The following is a 21,109-nucleotide window of genomic DNA, read 5'->3' as shown; positions in this document are numbered from 1 at the left end:
GAAAAACTATGCAAGATTTATCGGGATTCTCTGTTCCGACGGGTTTTCGCGGAGCGGGCGGCATTAAAGTGCAATTATGGTGGGCGGTACAATCCACTTTGTTTGCCTGGTCACCGCAAATACTCTACCGCTGGCGCGCATTTTTGTTACGTCTGTTTGGCGCGAAAATAGGAAAAAACGTAGTGATTCGCCCGTCGGTGAAAATTACTTATCCGTGGAAATTAACCCTCGGTGATTATGCCTGGGTAGGCGACGACGCCGTGTTATATACGCTGGGCGATATTACCATCGGCGCAAATTCGGTGGTTTCACAGAAGTGTTATTTATGTACCGGAAGTCATGACTTTCAGAGTCAACATTTTGATATTACCGCCACACCGATTGTGATTGGCGAGAAATGCTGGCTGGCGACGGATGTGTTTGTCGCTCCCGGCATTGAAATTGGCGACGGCACCGTCGTTGGTGCGCGAAGCAGCGTTTTTAAATCGCTTCCGGCAAACGTGATTTGCCGTGGCAACCCCGCAGTGGTGATACGCGAACGCGTTGAAACTGATTAATTTCTGATAAGTACAGAGGATAAAAACATGTCAAAAGTCGCTCTCATCACCGGCGTAACCGGTCAGGATGGTTCTTACCTGGCAGAGCTTCTGCTGGAAAAAGGCTACGAAGTGCATGGCATTAAGCGCCGCGCTTCCTCTTTTAACACGGAACGCGTTGACCATATCTACCAGGATCCGCACACCAGCAACCCGAAATTCCATCTGCATTACGGCGACCTGACCGACAGCTCCAACCTGACCCGTATCCTGCAGGAAGTGCAGCCGGACGAAGTGTACAACCTGGGCGCGATGAGTCACGTAGCCGTTTCGTTTGAATCTCCGGAATACACCGCCGATGTGGATGCCATGGGCACCCTGCGTCTGCTGGAAGCCATTCGCTTCCTCGGCCTGGAAAAGAAAACCCGTTTCTATCAGGCGTCCACCTCTGAGTTGTATGGCCTGGTACAGGAAATTCCACAGAAAGAGACCACGCCGTTCTATCCGCGCTCTCCGTATGCGGTCGCGAAACTGTACGCCTACTGGATCACCGTCAACTACCGTGAATCCTACGGCATGTATGCCTGCAACGGCATTCTGTTCAACCATGAATCCCCGCGTCGTGGCGAAACCTTCGTCACCCGCAAAATTACCCGCGCGATTGCCAATATCGCTCAGGGCCTGGAGTCCTGCCTGTACCTCGGCAACATGGATTCCCTGCGTGACTGGGGCCACGCAAAGGACTACGTGAAAATGCAGTGGATGATGCTGCAACAGGACAAACCGGAAGATTTCGTGATCGCCACCGGCGTGCAGTATTCCGTGCGTCAGTTCGTCGAAATGGCCGCGGCACAGTTGGGTATCAAACTGCGCTTTGAAGGCACCGGCGTGGAAGAGAAGGGTATCGTGGTTTCCGTAACCGGCCATGATGCGCCAGGCGTGAAACCGGGCGATATCATCATCGCCGTTGACCCGCGCTATTTCCGCCCTGCGGAAGTGGAAACCCTGCTGGGCGACCCGACCAAAGCGCATGAAGTACTGGGCTGGAAACCGGAAACCACTCTTCAGGAAATGGTTTCAGAAATGGTGGCCAAAGATCTTGAAGCGGCGAAGAAACACTCTCTGCTGAAATCCCACGGCTACGATGTGGCGATCGCGCTGGAGTCCTGAGAATGACCAGACAACGTATTTTTGTGGCGGGCCACCGGGGAATGGTCGGTTCGGCCATTGTCCGCCAGCTTGAGCAGCGAGAAAACGTGGATCTGATTCTGCGTACTCGCGATGAGCTCAACCTGCTCGACAGCCAGGCTGTGAATGAATTCTTTGCCACCGAGCAGATTGACCAGGTCTATCTGGCGGCGGCAAAAGTGGGCGGTATTGTGGCGAACAATACCTATCCCGCCGATTTCATCTACGAAAACATGATGATTGAAAGCAACATTATTCACGCCGCACATGTGCATAACGTGAATAAGCTGCTGTTCCTTGGCTCATCCTGCATCTATCCGAAGCTGGCGAAGCAGCCAATGGCTGAAAGTGAGCTGCTGCAGGGCACGCTGGAAGAGACCAACGAGCCGTACGCCATCGCCAAAATTGCCGGGATCAAGCTGTGTGAATCCTATAACCGCCAGCACGGTCGCGACTATCGCTCGGTGATGCCGACTAACTTGTATGGGCCGAACGATAACTTCCACCCGAGCAATTCGCACGTCATTCCCGCGCTGCTGCGCCGCTTCCATGAAGCCGCCCAGCAGAATGCGTCTGATGTGGTGGTGTGGGGCAGCGGCACGCCAATGCGCGAGTTCCTCCACGTGGACGACATGGCGGCTGCCAGCATCCACGTGATGGAGCTGGACCGCGACGTGTGGCAGGAGAACACCCAGCCGATGCTGTCGCACATCAACGTTGGCACCGGTATCGACTGCACTATTCGCGAGCTGGCGCAGACGCTGGCGAAAGTGGTGGGCTTCAAGGGCCGCGTGGTTTTCGATGCGTCGAAACCGGACGGCACGCCGCGCAAGCTGCTCGACGTTTCCCGCCTGCATCAACTGGGCTGGTATCACGAAATCACCCTGGAAGCTGGTCTGGCCAGCACCTACCAGTGGTTTCTGCAAAACCAGCAGCGTTTTCGGGGGTAACCGATGTTTCTGAGCACGCAGGATTTTGCCACCGTAGTGCGTTCGACGCCGCTTATCTCAATCGATTTGATTGTGGAGAACGCACAGGGCGAATATCTGCTTGGCAAACGCACCAACCGCCCGGCGCAGGGGTTCTGGTTTGTTCCTGGCGGTCGCGTGCAGAAAGATGAAACGCTCGCCGACGCCTTCGCCCGCTTAACGCAGGCGGAGCTGGGCCTGAGCCTGCCGATATCGGCAGGCCAGTTCTACGGCGTCTGGCAGCATTTTTATGATGACAACTTCTCCGAAGCGGATTTCTCGACCCACTACATTGTGCTGGGCTTCCGCCTGCGCGTTGAAGCAAGCGACCTGACGCTCCCGGATGAGCAGCACAACGATTACCGTTGGCTGACGGCATCGGCGTTGCTGGCAACGGACAATGTGCATGCCAACAGCCGCGCCTACTTCCTCGAAGAGAAGCGGGCCGAGGTACCAGGGCTATACGCAAAATCATTCGAGTTGCATCAAGGCGGCAAGCGAGTGAATCCCCGGGAGCGTACATAAGTACGTGACTGGGGTGAATGAGCGCAGACAACGCAGAGGCAACTTGAAGGATGAAGCGTATGAAAATACTGGTCTATGGCATTAACTATTCACCGGAATTGACTGGTATCGGCAAATACACCGGCGAAATGGTCGAGTGGATGGCGAGCCAGGGGCACGACGTCCGGGTGATCACCGCGCCGCCATACTACCCGCAGTGGCAGGTGGGCGAACACTACTCCGCCTGGCGCTATCGCCGGGAAGAGGGCGCCGCCACTGTCTGGCGCTGCCCGCTGTATGTCCCTAAACAGCCCTCCACGTTGAAGCGCCTGATTCATCTGGCCAGCTTTGCCGTCAGCAGCTTTTTCCCGCTGCTGGCCCAGCGTCGCTGGAAGCCGGATCGCATCATTGGCGTGGTGCCTACGCTCTTTTGCACGCCGGGGATGCGTTTGCTGGCAAAACTCTCTGGCGCACGAACCTTACTGCATATTCAGGATTACGAAGTCGATGCGATGCTTGGCCTGGGGATGGCGGGTAAGGGTAAACCGGGCAAAGTGGCAAAGCTCGCCAGTGCCTTTGAGCGCAGCGGCCTGCATAACGTGGATAACGTCTCGACCATCTCGCGCTCAATGATGAATAAAGCCTGCGAGAAGGGCGTGCCGGAAGAGAAGGTGATTTTCTTCCCGAACTGGTCGGAAGTGGAACGCTTCCGCGAGGTAAACAGTACACACGTGGCGGTGTTGCGTGAGCAGCTTGGCCTGCCAGCCGACCGCAAACTGATTCTTTACTCCGGCAATATCGGCGAGAAGCAGGGGCTGGAAAGCGTGATTGAAGCCGCTGCCTTGCTGCGTGACAAACCGTGGCTGTTTGTGATTGTCGGCCAGGGCGGCGGGAAAGCGCGGCTGGAAAAACTGGCGCTGGAACGAGGTCTGGATAATGTCCGCTTCTTCCCGCTGCAATCTTACGACGCATTGCCCGCGCTGCTCTCGATGGCCGACTGCCATCTGGTGATTCAAAAACGCGGCGCGGCGGATGCGGTACTGCCATCCAAACTGACCAATATTCTGGCGGTGGGCGGTAATGCGGTGATTACCGCTGAAGCTGAAACCGAGCTGGGGCAGTTGTGCCTGACTGAGCCGGGGATCGCCGTGTGCGTCGAGCCGGAATCGGTTCCAGCGTTAATGGATGGTATTGAACAGGCACTATTGATGCCGAAACGCAATGCGCAGGCGCTGGCCTACGCGGAACGCACGCTCGAAAAAGAGAACGTGCTGAGCCAATTTATAGCTGATATTCGGGGTTAAACAATGAGTCAATCAACACTTTTTCCGGTAGTGATGGCCGGTGGCTCCGGCAGCCGTTTGTGGCCGCTGTCCCGAGTGCTTTATCCGAAACAGTTCCTGTGCCTGAAAGGCGAGCTGACCATGTTGCAGGCGACCATTAACCGCCTGCACGGCGTGGAGTGTGAAAGTCCGGTGGTTATCTGCAATGAGCAGCACCGCTTTATCGTGGCTGAGCAATTGCGCCAGATGAATAAACTGACCGAGAACATTATTCTCGAACCTGCTGGTCGCAATACCGCACCGGCCATTGCCCTTGCCGCGCTGGCGGCAGTGCGTCGGGATACCGGCTGCGATCCGTTGATGCTGGTGCTGGCAGCCGACCACGTAATTCAGAATGAAGACGCGTTCCGGGAAGCGGTGCGCAATGCGACGCCGTATGCAGAGAGCGGAAAGCTGGTCACGTTTGGTATCGTGCCCGATCTGCCGGAAACTGGCTACGGTTACATTCGCCGCGGTGATATCAGCCCGGGTGAAAAAGACGCGGTGGCCTTCGATGTTGCCCAGTTTGTCGAAAAGCCGGATCTTGATACCGCCCAGGCGTATGTCTCCAGCGGCGAATATTACTGGAACAGCGGCATGTTCCTTTTCCGCGCCGGGCGCTTCCTTGAAGAGCTGAAAAAATACCGCCCGGATATTCTCGAGGCGTGCGAAAAGGCGATGAACGTCACTGACCCGGATCTCGATTTTATCCGTGTTGATGAAGCGGCGTTTCTGGCCTGTCCGGAAGAGTCTGTCGATTATGCGGTGATGGAACAGACCGCCGATGCGGTTGTGGTGCCGATGGATGCGGGCTGGAGCGACGTGGGTTCCTGGTCCTCACTGTGGGAAATCAGCAACCACACGCCGGAAGGCAACGTGCATCACGGCGACGTGATCAGCCACAAAACCGAAAACAGCTATGTATACGCCGAATCCGGCCTGGTGACGACCGTAGGTGTAAAGGATTTGGTGGTAGTGCAAACCAAAGACGCGGTTCTGATCGCCGATCGCAGCGCGGTGCAGGATGTCAAAAAAGTCGTCGAGCAGATTAAAGCCGATGGTCGTCATGAGCATCATATTCACCGCGAAGTGTATCGCCCGTGGGGAAAATATGACTCGATTGACTCCGGCGATCGCTATCAGGTGAAGCGGATCACCGTGAAACCGGGCGAGGGGCTTTCACTGCAAATGCATCACCACCGGGCAGAACACTGGATTGTGGTGGCGGGCACCGCCAAAGTCACCATCAACGATGAGATCAAGCTGCTGGGTGAAAATGAATCCATCTATATTCCGCTCGGCGCGACGCACAGCCTTGAGAATCCCGGGAAGATCCCGCTCGATTTAATTGAAGTCCGCTCCGGTTCGTATCTGGAAGAGGACGATGTGGTGCGCTTCGCGGATCGCTACGGGCGCGTGTAGCGCGTTTTGTTAGCCGGATAAGCGCAGCACCATCCGGCAATTCACGACACTGAAAATAATGACCCTCACCGGTCAGGGCCAACTGTTGCCTGAAGAAAGGTAAAAACATGAAAACGTTAACCTGTTTTAAAGCCTATGACATTCGCGGCAAATTAGGCGAAGAGCTAAATGAAGATATTGCGTGGCGTATTGGCCGCGCCTACGGCGAGTTTCTGAAACCCAAAACTATTGTACTGGGCGGCGATGTGCGTCTGACCAGCGAAGCGCTGAAACTGGCGCTGGCGCGCGGTCTGCGCGATGCCGGCGTCGATGTGCTCGATATCGGCCTTTCCGGCACTGAAGAGATCTACTTTGCGACCTTCCATCTTGGCATTGACGGCGGTATCGAAGTCACCGCCAGCCATAATCCGATGGATTACAACGGCATGAAGCTGGTGCGTGAAGGCGCGCGCCCAATCAGCGGTGATACCGGGCTGCGCGATGTGCAGCGACTGGCGGAAGCCAACGACTTCCCGCCGGTGGATGAAAGTCAACGCGGCAGCTATCAGAAAATTGATCTGCGCGATGCGTATATCGATCACCTGTTGCAGTACATCAACGTCAAAAACCTGACGCCCCTCAAGCTGGTGGTGAATTCCGGCAATGGCGCGGCAGGCCCGGTAATTGATGCCCTGGAAGCGCGCTTTAAAGCACTGAACGTGCCGGTGACGCTGATTAAAGTGCACAACACCCCGGATGGCAATTTCCCCAACGGTATTCCTAACCCGCTGTTACCTGAATGCCGCGATGACACCCGCAACGCGATAATTGAACACGGCGCGGATATGGGTATCGCCTTTGACGGCGATTTCGACCGCTGCTTCCTGTTCGATGAGACCGGGCAGTTTATCGAGGGTTACTACATTGTCGGTCTGCTGGCGGAAGCGTTCCTTGAGAAAAATCCGGGCGCAAAAATTATCCACGACCCGCGTCTCTCCTGGAACACGGTAGATGTGGTAACGGCGGCAGGCGGCACGCCGGTGATGTCGAAAACCGGGCACGCCTTTATCAAAGAACGCATGCGTAAAGACGACGCCATCTACGGCGGCGAAATGAGCGCCCATCACTACTTCCGTGATTTTGCCTACTGCGACAGCGGGATGATCCCGTGGCTGCTGGTAAGCGAACTGCTGTGCCTGAAAGGAAAAACGCTGGGCGAACTGGTGCGTGACCGCATGGCGGCGTTCCCGGCGAGTGGGGAGATTAACAGCAAACTGGCGGAACCTGCTACGGCGATTGCCCGCGTTGAACAGCATTTTGCTGACGAGGCGCTGGAAATTGACCGCACCGACGGCATCAGCCTCGCGTTTGCGGACTGGCGCTTCAACCTGCGTTCGTCGAACACCGAACCGGTGGTGCGTTTGAACGTGGAATCGCGCGGCGACACTACGCTGATGCAGGCGCGAACGCAGGATATTCTGGCGCTGCTTAAGCAGTAAGGGCCCCCTCACCCCGGCCCTCTCCCTGAGGGAGAGGGTGAAAACCCGCGCAGATGTTTACGTATGGGCACGATCTGTCCCCTCTCCCTCAGGGAGAGGGGTAGGGTGAGGGTGACGGCATATGAAAAAGGAACAACGATGACGACTCTAAAAAAGCGCGAGCGAGCCAAAACGAATGCATCGTTAATCTCAATGGTGCAGCGTTTTTCGGATATCACCATTATGCTCGGCGGGCTGTGGGTAGTGTGCAAAGCCGCGGCGCTGCCGTTTTTATATCTCCATCTGCTGATGGCACTGGTGACGTTGGTGGTGTTCCAGATGATCGGTGGGATCACCGATTTCTATCGTTCGTGGCGCGGCGTGCGCATTACCACCGAACTGCTGCTGTTGTTGCAGAACTGGACCCTGAGCCTGGTGTTCAGTGCCGGGCTGCTGGCGTTTGATGATGATTTCAGCACCAACATCAGCGTCTGGCTGAGTTGGTATTTACTGACCACCTGCGGCATGTTGGCCAGCCGGGCGTTTATTCGCTATGGCGCGGGCGTGCTGCGTAATCACGGCTATAACAAACGCTACGTCGCGGTGGCGGGCGATCTCCCGCAGGGGCAGGCGCTGCTGGAGAGCTTCCGTAATCAGCCGTGGCTGGGTTATGAAGTGGTGGGGACCTATCATGACGCCAAACCTGGCGGCGTCAGCGCCGATTGGGCGGGCAATATTCAACAACTGCTGGATGACGCGCGCGCGGGCAAAATTCACAACGTCTATATCGCGATGTCGATGCAGGAAGAGGGCCTGATCAAAAAACTGATGCGCGAACTGGCGGACACCACCTGCTCGGTGCTGATCATCCCCGATGTCTTTACCTTCAACATTCTTCACTCACGAATTGAAGAGGTGAACGGCGTACCGGTCGTGCCGCTGTACGACACGCCGCTGTCGGGCGTGAACCGCATCATTAAACGGCTGGAAGATATTATGCTGGCCAGCATGATCCTGCTGCTGATCTCACCTGCGCTGTGCTGCATTGCCCTGGCGGTGAAACTCACTTCCGCCGGGCCGGTCATTTTCCGTCAGACCCGTTACGGCATGGACGGTAAGCCTATCAAAGTATGGAAATTCCGCTCGATGAAAGTGATGGAAAACGACGCGGTGGTCACTCAGGCGACACAGAACGATCCGCGCGTCACGCCCGTTGGCAACTTCCTGCGCCGCACCTCGCTCGATGAACTACCGCAGTTTATCAATGTGTTGACCGGCGGCATGTCGATTGTCGGCCCACGTCCTCATGCGGTGGCGCATAACGAACAGTATCGTCAGTTGATTGAAGGTTACATGCTGCGCCACAAAGTGAAGCCTGGCATTACCGGTTGGGCGCAAATCAATGGCTGGCGCGGTGAAACGGACACGCTGGAAAAAATGGAAAAACGTGTCGAGTTCGACCTGGAATACATTCGCGAGTGGAGCCTGTGGTTCGATATCAAAATTGTTTTCCTGACGGTGTTTAAAGGCTTCGTCAGTAAAACGGCGTATTGAGGAACGGGTATGAGCCTGAGAGAAAAAACCATCAGCGGCGCGAAGTGGTCGGCAATGGCGACCGTGATCATCATCGGCCTGGGGCTGGTGCAGATGACGGTGCTGGCGCGCATCATCGATAACCACCAGTTCGGTCTGTTGACCGTTTCGCTGGTGATTATCGCCCTGGCGGATACGCTGTCTGATTTCGGTATCGCGAACTCGATCATTCAGCGCAAAGAGATAAGCCAACTCGAACTGACCACTCTGTACTGGCTGAACGTCGGGCTGGGCGTGGTGGTGTGCGTGGCAATGTTTGCCCTGAGCGGGGCGATTGCCAGCGTGCTGCATAACCCGGATTTACAGCCGCTGATTCAGACCTTATCGCTGGCATTTATTGTGATCCCCCATGGGCAGCAGTTCCGCGCGCTGATGCAAAAAGAGCTGGAATTTAACAAGATTGGCCTGATTGAAACCAGTTCGGTTCTGGCAGGCTTTACGTTTACCGTGGTGTCGGCGCATTTCTGGCCGCTGGCGATGACCGCAATTCTGGGATATCTGGTGAACAGCGCGGTGCGCACGCTGCTGTTTGGCTATTTTGGCCGCAAAATCTATCGCCCCGGGTTGCATTTTTCGCTGGCGAGCGTGTCGTCTAACCTGCGTTTCGGGGCCTGGCTGACGGCGGATAGCGTCATCAACTACGTGAATACTAACCTCTCGACGCTGGTGCTGGCGCGTATTCTGGGGGCGAGCGTCGCGGGAGGCTATAACCTGGCCTATAACGTGGCGGTGGTACCGCCCATGAAGCTGAACCCGATTATCACCCGCGTGCTGTTCCCGGCGTTTGCCAAAATCCAGGACGACACAGCCAAACTGCGCGTCAACTTCTACAAGCTGCTTTCCGTGGTCGGCATTATCAACTTCCCGGCGCTGCTCGGGCTGATGGTGGTGAGCAACCACGTTGTGCCGCTGGTTTTTGGTGAGAAATGGGTGAGCATCATTCCGGTGCTGCAACTGTTGTGTGTGGTCGGGCTGTTACGTTCGGTCGGTAATCCGATTGGTTCGCTGCTGATGGCGAAAGCGCGCGTCGATATCAGTTTTAAATTCAATGTTTTTAAAACCTGCTTGTTTATCCCGGCGATTATCGTCGGCGGCCAGTTAGGCGGGGCGATTGGCGTCACCCTGGGCTTCCTGCTGGTGCAAATTATCAACACCATTCTGAGCTATTTCGTTCTGATTAAACCCATTCTGGGCTCCAGCTACCGTGAATACATTCTCAGCCTGTGGCTGCCGTTCTATCTCTCTTTGCCCACGCTCGTGGTGAGCTATGGGCTGGGGTGGGTACTGAATGGTCAACTGTCACTGGCGCTACTGCTGGCGGTGCAAATCGCCGCGGGTGTTCTGGCCTTTGGGGCGATGATCGTGCTCTCCCGTCACCCGCTGGTGGTGGAGATGAAGCGTCAGCTGTGCCGTAACGAGAAGATGAAAACACTGCTTCGCGCAGGCTAATTTTTTGAGGTCATTATGAAATTATTGATTCTTGGCAATCACACCTGCGGCAACCGTGGCGATAGCGCCATTCTGCGCGGGCTTTTAGATGCCATCAATACGCTGTCGCCTGAGGCTGAAGTGGATGTGATGAGCCGCTATCCGGTGAGTTCTTCCTGGTTATTAAATCGCCCGGTGATGGGCGACCCGCTCTATTTGCAGATGAAGGCACACAACAATGCGCCGGGCATGGTCGGGCGGGTTAAGAAAGTGCTGCGCCGTCGCTATCAGCACCAGGTGCTGCTCTCACGCGTCACCGACAGCGGAAAACTGCGTAATATCGCGATTGCCCAGGGCTTTACCGATTTTGTGCGCCTGCTGTCAGGCTATGATGCGATTATTCAGGTCGGTGGATCGTTCTTTGTCGACCTGTATGGTGTGACGCAGTTTGAGCACGCGCTGTGCACCTTTATGGCGAAAAAACCGATTTATATGGTCGGCCATAGTGTTGGCCCATTCCAGTCCCCCGCGTTTAACCAGATGGCAAACTATGTGTTCGGTCACTGCGACGCGCTGTTCCTGCGTGAATCCGTGAGTCTTGACCTGATGAAACGCAGCGACATTGACACCTCGAAAGTGGAGAAGGGCGTCGATACCGCCTGGCTGGTGGATCACCACGATGAGACGTTTGACGCGAGCTACGCCGTCCAACACTGGCTGAACGTGGCACAGCAGCAGAAAACCGTCGCGATTACGCTGCGCGAACTGGCGCCGTTTGATAAGCGCCTCGGCACCACGCAGGAAGCCTACGAAAAAGCGTTTGCGGGTGTAGTCAACCGTATTATCGCCAGCGGCTGGCAGGTGATGGCGCTCTCTACCTGTACGGGTATCGACAGCTACAACAAAGACGATCGTATGGTGGCGCTGAACCTACGCAAACACATCCAGGACCCGTCGCGCTATCACGTGGTGATGGACGAACTCAACGACCTGGAAATGGGCAAACTGCTGGGCGCCTGTGACCTGACGGTGGGTACGCGCCTGCATTCAGCGATTATCTCCATGAACTTCGGCACACCGGCAATTGCCATTAACTACGAACACAAATCGGCGGGTATTATGCAGCAACTGGGGGTGCCCGAGATGGCGGTGGATATTCGCCATCTGCTGAACGGCGACCTGGAAGCTATGGCGGCAGACACATTAGGCCAACTCTCCACACTGGTGCCACGCCTGAATGACGCCGTGGCGCGTGAACGTGCTGCGGGACTGGCGATGGTCGAGTCGGTATTAACGCGTATCGGGGAGGAGAAATGAAGGTTGGTTTCTTCTTACTGAAATTCCCGCTGTCGTCTGAAACGTTTGTGCTCAACCAGATTGTGGCCTTTATCGAGATGGGCCATGAGGTCGAAATTATTGCCCTGCAAAAGGGCGATATGGCCAACACCCACGCCGCATACACCCAATATAACCTCGCAGCGAAAACCCGCTGGTTACAGGATGAACCGGTAACTACAGGCGCCAAGTTTCGCCATCGTGCAGTAAGCACGTTGCGTGGTTTGCATCGCCTGGCAACGTGGCAGGCGCTAAACATGAAGCGTTACGGTCATGAAGCGCGCAACCTGATCCTCTCGGCCATTTGCGGCAATAACGCCCAACCGTTTAGTGCCGATGTGTTTATTGCCCACTTCGGCCCGGCGGGCGTCACCGCGGCGAAACTGCGCGAACTGGGCGTGATCCGCGGCAAAATCGCCACCGTTTTTCACGGGATTGATATCTCCAGCCGCGATGTACTCAGTCACTATACGCCCGAATATCAGCAACTGTTTCGGCGGGGCGACCTGATGCTACCGATCAGTGATTTGTGGGCGAAGCGGCTACAGGGCATGGGTTGCCCGAGCACCAAAATCGCTGTCTCGCGGATGGGCGTCAACATGGAGCGCTTCGCCTTGCGTCCCACTAAAGCACCGGGTGACACGCTACAGATTATCTCTGTCGCCCGCCTGACGGAGAAAAAAGGTCTGCATGTGGCAATTGAAGCCTGCCGCCAGTTGAAAGAGCGCGGGGTCGCCTTTCATTACCGGATCCTCGGTATTGGCCCGTGGGAACGCCGCCTGCGGACGCTTATCGAACAGTATCAACTGGAAGGGTACGTCGAGATGCCGGGTTTTAAGCCCAGCCACGAGGTAAAAGCGATGCTCGATGAGGCGGATGTCTTTCTGCTGCCGTCAATCACCGGCGCGGATGGCGATATGGAGGGGATTCCCGTGGCACTGATGGAAGCGATGGCGGTGGGCATTCCGGTGCTCTCGACCGAGCACAGTGGTATTCCGGAACTGATAGACGCCAACGCCTCCGGTTGGCTGGTGGCGGAGAATGACGCCCCGGCACTGGCGGGCAAACTCAGCGAACTGCGCCATCTTGATGAACAGACGCTGCGCCCGGTGCTGCAACGCGCGCGAAAAAAAGTCGAAACCGATTTCAATCAGCAGGTGATTAACCGCCAGCTTGCGAGCCTGCTGCAAACCCTTTGCTATTGAGGTTGCATGGATAAAAAATACTCCCGACGTCGCTTCCTGTCGGTAAGCGCTACGCTCGCCGCTGTTCCTCTGCTACACAGCCCAGCCGCTCGGGCGCTGGGGCGTAATGATGCAGTCGATATCCGCAACTATCTGGTCGGTAATGACTGGATCCGCGCATTTCGTCAGGCATTTAACGACGCCGATATTATCGACGTCCCCAGGGGCGTGATTTGCGACAATATCAACACCGGCATCATCATGCCACCGGGTAAAACGCTGCAGGTTAACGGCAGCCTTAAAGGCAATGGTCGCGGGCGTTTTGCACTGCAGAATGGGTGTAAAGTGGTGGGGGAGGGGAGTCTCAATAATATCACCCTCGATGTACGTGGTTCTGACTGTACCATCGAAGGGCTGGCGATGAGCGGCTTTGGCCCGGTGACGCAAATCTACATCGGCGGCAAGCAACAAAGAACGATGCGCAATCTCGCCATCACGCGGGTAAATGTCAGCCAGGCTAACTACGGTATTTTACGCCAGGGATTTCATAATCAACTCGACGGCGTAAAAATTACCCACTGTAAATTTAGCCATCTTCAGGGCGATGCCATTGAATGGAACGTCGCGATTAACGACAAGAATATCCTCATCTCCGATCATGTGATTGACCATATTGATTGCACCAATGGCAAGACCAACTGGGGCATCGGTATTGGGCTTGCGGGCAGTACCTACGACAACGACTACCCGGAACATCAGGCGGTGAAAAACTTTGTCGTCGCCAATATCACCGGCAGCCATTGCCGACAGCTGGTTCACGTCGAAAATGGTAAACACTTTATTATCCGTAATATTAAGGCACGAAATATCACCCCCGAATACAGTAAGAAAGCCGGAATTGATAACGCAACGGTAGCAATATATGGGTGTGATAATTTCGTTATCGATGGCGTGGATATGGTGAATAGCGCGGGTATGTTAATTGGCTACGGCGTTATCAAAGGGAAATATCTGTCGATACCGCAGAATTTCAGGGTAAATAATGTGCGGATGGATAATCGCCAATTACCGCAAAAGCTGCGGGGAATACAGATTTCATCGGGTAACGCGCCATCTTTTGTGGCGCTGACCAATCTTGATCTGAACCACGCGTCGCTGGAGATCCACAACAAGCCGCAACACATCTTTATGCGTAATATCAAGGTGATGCAACCTGCAACGCGCGGGCCCGCGCTACAGCTTCACTTTGACTTACGTAAGGATGTACGCGGGAAGTTCATGGCAAAACAGGAGACGCTGCTCTCAATGTCAAATATTCATGCGGTCAATGAAAATGGCCAGCGGTCTGTGGATATTGACCGTATCGATCAGCATGTTGTCAATGTTGATGCGCTGAATTTCACCCTGCCTGAACGCTGAATTTTTAGCCGAACCCACCACTTCAGACGCATTCTCGGATTGTATCCAGAGATTTAGCGGTATTTACCCGATACTATGAGAAAACATAGTGGATCAAACATGTTTAATAGCTATAATTCATCAACCGTATATAGGTGGACACGATAATGGTTAATTTGAAAGCAGTCATTCCGGTAGCCGGGCTGGGCATGCATATGCTCCCTGCCACCAAGGCCATTCCTAAAGAGATGCTACCGATCGTTGACAAGCCGATGATCCAATACATCGTCGACGAAGTTGTTGCTGCAGGGATCAAAGAAATCGTCCTGGTCACCCACGCCTCTAAAAATGCCGTGGAAAACCACTTCGACACCTCCTACGAACTGGAAGCTCTTCTGGAGCAACGCGTTAAGCGTCAGCTGCTGGCGGAAGTTCAGTCCATTTGCCCACCGGGCGTAACCATCATGAACGTGCGTCAGGCACAGCCGCTGGGTCTGGGCCACTCCATTCTTTGCGCGCGTCCGATCGTTGGCGATAACCCGTTTGTGGTTGTTCTGCCCGATATCATTCTTGATGGCGCATCCGCCGACCCACTGCGTTATAACCTTGCTGCTATGGTGGCGCGTTTCAACGAAACGGGCCGTAGCCAGGTGCTGGCGAAACGTATGCCGGGCGATCTCTCTGAGTATTCTGTTATTCAGACTAAAGAACCGCTGACCGTAGAAGGTAAGGTGAGCCGTATCGTCGAGTTCATTGAAAAACCGGACCAACCGCAAACGCTGGATTCCGACCTGATGGCAGTAGGGCGCTATGTGCTTTCCGCTGACATCTGGGCAGAACTGGAAAAAACCGCGCCGGGAGCCTGGGGTCGTATTCAGCTGACGGATGCTATTGCCGAGCTGGCGAAGAAGCAGTCCGTTGACGCGATGCTGATGAGCGGCGACAGCTACGACTGTGGTAAGAAAATGGGTTACATGCAGGCGTTTGTCCAGTATGGGCTGCGCAATCTGAAGGAAGGCGCTAAATTCCGTAAAGGGATTGAGAAACTTCTTTCAGAATAAGTCATTACGCAATAACACGGATTGTTGGTGATGTAACAGAACGGCAGATGATTGTGGTTGAGAAACATCTCATTTCACAACAGCTGCCGTTTTTGCTTTTAAAAACAACAACTAAAATTAGTGATTGCGCGGTGACTTTTGACAAAAATTGCCGGATTTTTCCTTGTCTTACACAGGGATTGCGCCCAAAATAGTGGGCTGAATTGGTGGGTGAGATTCATCGCAAACGCGAAGGTTTGCGATGGGTGGCCTGCGACATACTGAATTTTGTGCAGTGCACTGGTAGCTGTTGAGCCAGGGGCGGTAGCATACCTATAGTGAGATAACTATGAAGAGAATTATTACTTTCGGTACATTTGACGTCTTTCATGTTGGTCATGTTAATATTCTGGAAAGAGCTGCTGAATATGGCAATCATTTGATTGTAGGTGTGAGTTCCGATAATTTGAATTATGCTAAAAAGGGGAGGTTTCCCATCTACAGTCAACAAGAAAGATGTCGAATTATAAGCGCCTTAAAATTTGTTGATGAAGTGTTTTTGGAAGAGTCTCTTGAGCTTAAAAAAAATTACATTTTAGAGTTTCGTGCTGATGTACTTATTATGGGGGATGACTGGAAAGGACGTTTTGATTGGGTGAAGGACGTCTGCGAAGTTATTTATTTACCAAGAACACCTTCAATATCAACTACTGAGATTATTGAAGTGGTAAAACAGTTAAAATAAATATTGATAATTAACATGATTTTAGATTGAAAAAATGGCAGTCTTTTAGCTTGGGTTTTTTTCTTGAAGGTTAAATATGAATCATATTTTAAGATTTGCTATTTCACTATTTTCTCTACCAATTGTCTTCATTCTTAGACCATTTATAACTAAAAATAAGTATCTTTTCTACTCTCCTCTTGGGCTCAAAGGGAATGTCAAATATTTATATGATTATTATAAGGAAAAAGGTGAGTGTTGCGAGTTTATCGATATAAGTCAGATTACATTGAAACAGCAAATTAAGCTTGTTTTTAATTTTGCAAAAACACGAGCTGTTTTTTTGACCCATGGTTTAGGAAGATTACCCTTAGCATGTTTTCTGGTACCAAGAGTCCAATTGTGGCATGGTTTCCCACTCAAAAACATTCTCCTAAATAGCCCTTATGATTTAAATAAATTTAGTTTTATTGGTTTCAATAACGTTTATAAGCTGCTTTATAGGTTAAGGATTTATTTTAGCTACACATATTTGGTTACATCTGACTCACTAATGGGAAGGCGATTAGCTAATAGCTTCAGATATAATGATAATAAAGTTTTGTTTTTTGGTGTGCCCTCACAGGAAGTTGCGGAATCAATAATCAAAAAGAATAAAGATAAACTTCTAAAAATCCTATATCTTCCAACTTGGCGAGATGGTACGGATGATATTAAAGATATATTGTTAAAAATGAAAACTGCTTTTGAATATAAGTTTTCAACAGACAATGAAATTAATTTAATTATTAAGTTACATCCATATGAATTGAAACGAATTGACGTCAAAAAGTTTGAAAGCACTAATGTCAAATTTATTAATTCAGATATTTGTGACATGGTGGATTTTTATTCTGAGTTTGATTGCTTAATTACGGATTATTCCAGTGCTTGTTTTGAGTTTGCACCGGTTTCTAAAAGTGTAATTTTCTATACTCCGGATATAGATAGATACATGAATAACCGGGGGTTTGATGAACATATGAATATGATGATAAGAAAATTAGGTGTTCGTGATGTTGATGATTTACTAGCCGCTCTATTACAATTAAAAAATAATGATAAATTTTTCGCGTTAGATTATACCAAGTATGTTGGAAGTAGTAAGGGATGTATGGAATCCATTTATGCAAAATTTAAATAATTCATTAGTTTCGATTATTATGCCTATATATAATGGAGAGGCCTATATTCATGATGCTATATCATCAGTTAAAAAACAAAGTTATGATAATTGGGAGTTAATAATTATTGATGATCATTCAAATGACGCAAGTTTACAAATAGCGCAAAAATATGCAGAGCAAGATGAAAGGATCAAAGTATTTCAAACAGAGATGCTTTGTAGTGGGGCTGCAAAAGCAAGAAATTTGGGAGTTCAATATTGTACTGGTCGATATATAGCATTTCTAGATTGTGATGACTATTGGTCTGCTAATAAAATTCAGTTGCAAATAGCATTGATGAAAGAACATAATGCTAATTTTTGTTATGGGTCTTATGCTATATTTTCTGGTGATGTAAACAACCTCATTGGCGAATTTCGGCCACAATCTCTAATAAGTTACAGCAAATTGCTTAGGGGATGTGATATTGGTTGCTTGACCGTAATGTATGATTCATATGCCTTGGGGAAACATTTTTTCCCTATGGTTGATAAAGAAGATTATGCTCTTTGGTTAAAAATACTTAAGTCTGAGCATGCCAGAGTAGTGCTCTGTGAAAGTATTATTGCTTTTTATCGAGTGTCTTCAGAATCACTCTCGTCTAATAAATGGAGGGAGTTAGTACGGCAATATAATGTTTATCGCAGGGTTGAAGGTATTGGAGTGCTCAAGTCTCTATTTTATTTATCCTGTTATACGTGCTATGGATTGAAAAAACATTACATAAATTATAGAGGTAAATAAATTGATAATGCGTGATGATAAATTCATCCATAGAACTTTTTTTATAGTTTTTTTCTTTTCTATATTTTGTTCTTTTAATTTTTTGCCATTTATTAGTGCCGAAGTGCAGCCTGTAATTGGTGTGTTCATTATAGCATACGGTACTATTCAAATACTTTTAAATTTAAAGTTATCAAGCTCCTCCTTTAGTATAGTAATATTCCTGTTTTTTCTGGCACCTTCATTTGTTATAGGGATTTTAACAAAAGCTTCAAACGGGATTACAATATTTTTCTATCTGATTGGTCCGGCTGTTTTTTGTTACTTTTATAAATATTTTGGATTTTTACAAAAAAAACATTTAGTTATAATATTGACTATTTTTTTTATTGTTTCAATTATTCAGGCTATTTCTCCTGATTCTATTAATGGTATTATTAATCCTATATTTGAAAAAATAATTAAACGAGGGCGTCTGGGTTTTTATGGCGGTGGGCGAGGTGTAGGTGTTCTATATTCTGAACCAGCGCATGCTGCAAAGTACATATTTTTATTATCAGCACTGCTGATAACGATGATTATTTCCCCTAAGTTATTTCTTGATATAAATACTCATTACAACAGAAAGAATATATTTCTAGTTTTCATGCTTGTTGTATGTGTTTTTTTAAATAAAAGCGCATCGCTTTATGCTACTTATTTAATACTATTGTTTTTTTATTTGTTTTTTTATTTTCTGAGTGCAAATGTCAATCGGTTGTTATCATTTTTTATTATTGCGCCAATGTTATTATTTGCAGTTTATGTTTTTATTTTGTTTGGGGGATATAATTTCCTACCTGAACGTTTGTCCGGGATTATGAACTCATTCCTTGAAGTTAGGAAGGATTTTAGTTTAAATGATTTACAATATTTTGGAAGTATCAGAATAATATCTGTTATAGCGGGATATGCTGGAGCATTTATCGAGCCTTTAGGGGTCGGTTTAGGCAATGGCGGGGATGAGATATTTCAAATTATGGAGAAAGTGGGTTTTAATACTAATGCAATTTCCTTCTTGACGAGCCAGGATGTTGAGTTCCTTAAGCCTAATGCATATGGAGCTCAAATTTCACTTGATGCAGGTGTTCTGGGTTTTGTTATAGTAATGAGTTTTACTATTTATTTGCTTTCAAAAATTAATACAGCAACTAAAACACATTGTTTTTTTAGTTCGCTATTAGCTTTGTCAATTTTTCAGATATTGTTTTTCAGTACCACTACTGTTACGGCTCCCTGGATGACCTTGGCTTTAAGCTTATTTGCATTAAAAAGGTTAAAGAGATGAATTTGATCTTAAATAATTGGTACTTATATGTCATTCCCTTTTTATATGGCATGATGCTGCTCATTGAGTTCATATCACAATATAGTCGAGTGGCTGGATATTTTATTGATAAAAATGCAATAGCCTATTCTTTGCAGAATACTACTTTTACTTTAACACGTTTCTTCTCTGTATTGCTGATGCCTCTAATTGGTCTGATGGTTGATAGTGGTTATACACCTTCTATCTTCATAGTATGTGTGCTCTTATCTTTCTACTTTGCGGCTATCTTAGGTGGTGGAGTATATTTCTTACGTAAACCAATTTGCAACTTTTATATAAGGTTCATTATAAACTATGTCAATGGTAGAGGAATCTTTCATTCGTTTTTCAGGTCTATTTCCAATAGTAAAGTGGAAGGAATAAAAGTTGATATTTCAGATATAGATAACTTTAAAATTGATTATAAATATTTCTTTATTGCATGTTTTGTTTATTCTATTCATGCTATAGGGATCTTCATGACTTTTTATTTTGCTCTAATATCGCCTAGTCATAAAATAATGATTACGCAAATGTCTGGTGTTATAAATGCCTTTGCAACTTTATTATTAACTTTTAAAATTGATCCTGCGCTTTCGGTAGCCATTGAGAGGCGTTATAATTTTATTTCTGCTTTTATGTCAATATTTTATGCTCGAATTTTTGTATTCTCAGTTATTGCGCCGTCTATATTTTTATTACTCTATAAGGCAACTGTTTAAACAATGACAATGAAATTTTCAATTATAATCCCTCTTTATAATAAAGAGAAATATATTGCAAGTGCAATATGGTCCATCTTGGATCAGACATATCAAGATTTTGAAATAATAGTGGTTGATGATGGTTCTACAGATAAAAGCGTTTGTGTTGTTGAAAACATAAATGATACGCGTATAAAAGTAATAAAACAAAAAAACTGTGGCGTTTCGTGTGCAAGAAATACTGGAATTAATAATGCTGTTGGCGACTATTTACTTTTTCTCGATGGGGATGACATTTATTTGCCAAATGCGTTAGAGCATTTCTCATTTTTAATTGAAAAATTTCCTGATAATGGTTATTACTGCTCTAACTATTATAGGGTTCGCGACGGGCATAAAACACCAGCAATAGATGTATCAAGGATTTTGGGTAAAAAATTCGAATATGGTGTTGTGGATAATTTTTTCTATATAGCCGCATATCATCCTGGATCTTTTCCATGCCATGCCTCAACTTTCTGTATTGAAAGGAAATCACTATTAATCAGTGAGTTGACTTTTCCGAATGGGGTTACTCATACAGAGGATGTTTATTTCTGCTCATTATTAGCGATGAAGTTTAGACCGGTATTCTCTCGGGAATGCATACATGAATATAATCTTAACACTGAGGCTAATTCCAGAAATACCAGGCCCACAAATGAAAGATTTATCATTGAAGAACTAAGGAAATATGTTGATACTATTCCTTGGTTAAAACATTTCTTAGCTAAAAACATTATTCACTTGCTTTATAATTGCCTTGAGTTTGGGGACCAAGTTAATTTTTATAAGCATAAAAAAGAACCTATGTTTTCATATAGCTATATGCTCTCCTCCTATAAAATTCATTTTTTAGTATTAAAATTTTTACCTTTTAAACTCCTCCGAAAATTGTACCTTATTAAATTAGGAAGGAAAAATTAAAGCTTGTCATTTCCATTTTATTAGTTAATACCTTTCGAATATAACGTGCTAAGGTATAAATTGT

19 protein-coding genes are annotated in these 21,109 nt (G+C 49.0%); all 19 read left to right on the top strand.

Features of this window, described 5'->3' with window-relative positions; genetic code table 11:
- Positions 1-8: 8 nt before the first annotated feature.
- The 19 genes from wcaF (at position 9) to F0Q32_RS06090 (ending at position 21,045) form a co-directional block, all read left to right on the top strand.
- Positions 9-557 carry a colanic acid biosynthesis acetyltransferase WcaF gene (gene wcaF / locus F0Q32_RS06180; protein WP_149462377.1) on the top strand — a complete coding sequence of 183 codons (549 nt, stop codon included), beginning with the start codon at positions 9-11 and terminating at the stop codon, positions 555-557.
- A 27-nt stretch (positions 558-584) separates the two neighbouring features.
- Complete coding sequence (gene gmd, locus F0Q32_RS06175) at positions 585-1,706, top strand: GDP-mannose 4,6-dehydratase (RefSeq protein WP_015963835.1); 1,122 nt, start codon at positions 585-587, stop codon at positions 1,704-1,706.
- A gap of 2 nt (positions 1,707-1,708) precedes the next feature.
- A complete protein-coding gene (locus F0Q32_RS06170) occupies positions 1,709-2,674 on the top strand; it encodes a GDP-L-fucose synthase (protein WP_149462376.1) in 966 nt (321 codons plus the stop codon).
- 3 nt (positions 2,675-2,677) lie between these two features.
- Complete coding sequence (locus F0Q32_RS06165; RefSeq protein WP_149462375.1) at positions 2,678-3,217, top strand: GDP-mannose mannosyl hydrolase; 540 nt, start codon at positions 2,678-2,680, stop codon at positions 3,215-3,217.
- A 59-nt stretch (positions 3,218-3,276) separates the two neighbouring features.
- Positions 3,277-4,500: a colanic acid biosynthesis fucosyltransferase WcaI gene (gene wcaI / locus F0Q32_RS06160; RefSeq protein WP_149462374.1), complete on the top strand. Its 1,224-nt coding sequence runs from the start codon at positions 3,277-3,279 to the stop codon at positions 4,498-4,500.
- Positions 4,501-4,503: 3 nt separating this feature from the next.
- Positions 4,504-5,940, top strand: a complete 1,437-nt coding sequence (gene cpsB / locus F0Q32_RS06155) for a mannose-1-phosphate guanyltransferase (RefSeq protein ID WP_149462373.1) — start codon at positions 4,504-4,506, stop codon at positions 5,938-5,940.
- Positions 5,941-6,047: 107 nt separating this feature from the next.
- Positions 6,048-7,418: a colanic acid biosynthesis phosphomannomutase CpsG gene (gene cpsG, locus F0Q32_RS06150; protein WP_149462372.1), complete on the top strand. Its 1,371-nt coding sequence runs from the start codon at positions 6,048-6,050 to the stop codon at positions 7,416-7,418.
- A gap of 138 nt (positions 7,419-7,556) precedes the next feature.
- Entirely contained in the window at positions 7,557-8,951 is a 1,395-nt protein-coding gene (gene wcaJ, locus F0Q32_RS06145) for an undecaprenyl-phosphate glucose phosphotransferase (RefSeq protein ID WP_149462371.1), read from the top strand.
- Between the two features lie 9 nt (positions 8,952-8,960).
- Complete coding sequence (gene wzxC, locus F0Q32_RS06140; RefSeq protein WP_149462370.1) at positions 8,961-10,439, top strand: colanic acid undecaprenyl disphosphate flippase WzxC; 1,479 nt, start codon at positions 8,961-8,963, stop codon at positions 10,437-10,439.
- Between the two features lie 15 nt (positions 10,440-10,454).
- Positions 10,455-11,735 carry a colanic acid biosynthesis pyruvyl transferase WcaK gene (wcaK, locus tag F0Q32_RS06135; protein WP_149462369.1) on the top strand — a complete coding sequence of 427 codons (1,281 nt, stop codon included), beginning with the start codon at positions 10,455-10,457 and terminating at the stop codon, positions 11,733-11,735.
- On the top strand, positions 11,732-12,958 hold the full coding sequence (gene wcaL, locus F0Q32_RS06130) for a colanic acid biosynthesis glycosyltransferase WcaL (RefSeq protein ID WP_149462368.1): 1,227 nt from the start codon (positions 11,732-11,734) through the stop codon (positions 12,956-12,958). Before wcaK ends, wcaL begins: the two co-directional genes overlap by 4 nt.
- Positions 12,959-12,964: 6 nt before the next feature.
- Complete coding sequence (gene wcaM, locus F0Q32_RS06125) at positions 12,965-14,356, top strand: colanic acid biosynthesis protein WcaM (protein ID WP_149462367.1); 1,392 nt, start codon at positions 12,965-12,967, stop codon at positions 14,354-14,356.
- A gap of 146 nt (positions 14,357-14,502) precedes the next feature.
- Positions 14,503-15,396, top strand: a complete 894-nt coding sequence (galF, locus tag F0Q32_RS06120; protein WP_149462366.1) for a GalU regulator GalF — start codon at positions 14,503-14,505, stop codon at positions 15,394-15,396.
- A gap of 328 nt (positions 15,397-15,724) precedes the next feature.
- Positions 15,725-16,120: an adenylyltransferase/cytidyltransferase family protein gene (locus F0Q32_RS06115; RefSeq protein WP_149462365.1), complete on the top strand. Its 396-nt coding sequence runs from the start codon at positions 15,725-15,727 to the stop codon at positions 16,118-16,120.
- Positions 16,121-16,196: 76 nt separating this feature from the next.
- On the top strand, positions 16,197-17,282 hold the full coding sequence (locus tag F0Q32_RS06110) for a CDP-glycerol glycerophosphotransferase family protein (protein WP_149462364.1): 1,086 nt from the start codon (positions 16,197-16,199) through the stop codon (positions 17,280-17,282).
- A complete protein-coding gene (locus F0Q32_RS06105) occupies positions 17,266-18,048 on the top strand; it encodes a glycosyltransferase family 2 protein (protein WP_188016837.1) in 783 nt (260 codons plus the stop codon). The genes F0Q32_RS06110 and F0Q32_RS06105 overlap by 17 nt, the downstream gene beginning before the upstream one ends.
- A gap of 7 nt (positions 18,049-18,055) precedes the next feature.
- On the top strand, positions 18,056-19,354 hold the full coding sequence (locus F0Q32_RS06100; RefSeq protein WP_149462362.1) for a hypothetical protein: 1,299 nt from the start codon (positions 18,056-18,058) through the stop codon (positions 19,352-19,354).
- Positions 19,351-20,097: a lipid II flippase family protein gene (locus F0Q32_RS06095; RefSeq protein ID WP_149462361.1), complete on the top strand. Its 747-nt coding sequence runs from the start codon at positions 19,351-19,353 to the stop codon at positions 20,095-20,097. Before F0Q32_RS06100 ends, F0Q32_RS06095 begins: the two co-directional genes overlap by 4 nt.
- Positions 20,098-20,100: 3 nt before the next feature.
- Complete coding sequence (locus F0Q32_RS06090; RefSeq protein WP_149462360.1) at positions 20,101-21,045, top strand: glycosyltransferase family 2 protein; 945 nt, start codon at positions 20,101-20,103, stop codon at positions 21,043-21,045.
- The last annotated feature ends 64 nt before the right edge of the window (positions 21,046-21,109 follow it).

Source organism: Pseudocitrobacter sp. 73 (assembly GCF_008369545.1).
Taxonomy (GTDB): domain Bacteria; phylum Pseudomonadota; class Gammaproteobacteria; order Enterobacterales; family Enterobacteriaceae; genus Pseudocitrobacter; species Pseudocitrobacter vendiensis.
This window is presented reverse-complemented; position numbering and strand designations above follow the sequence as displayed.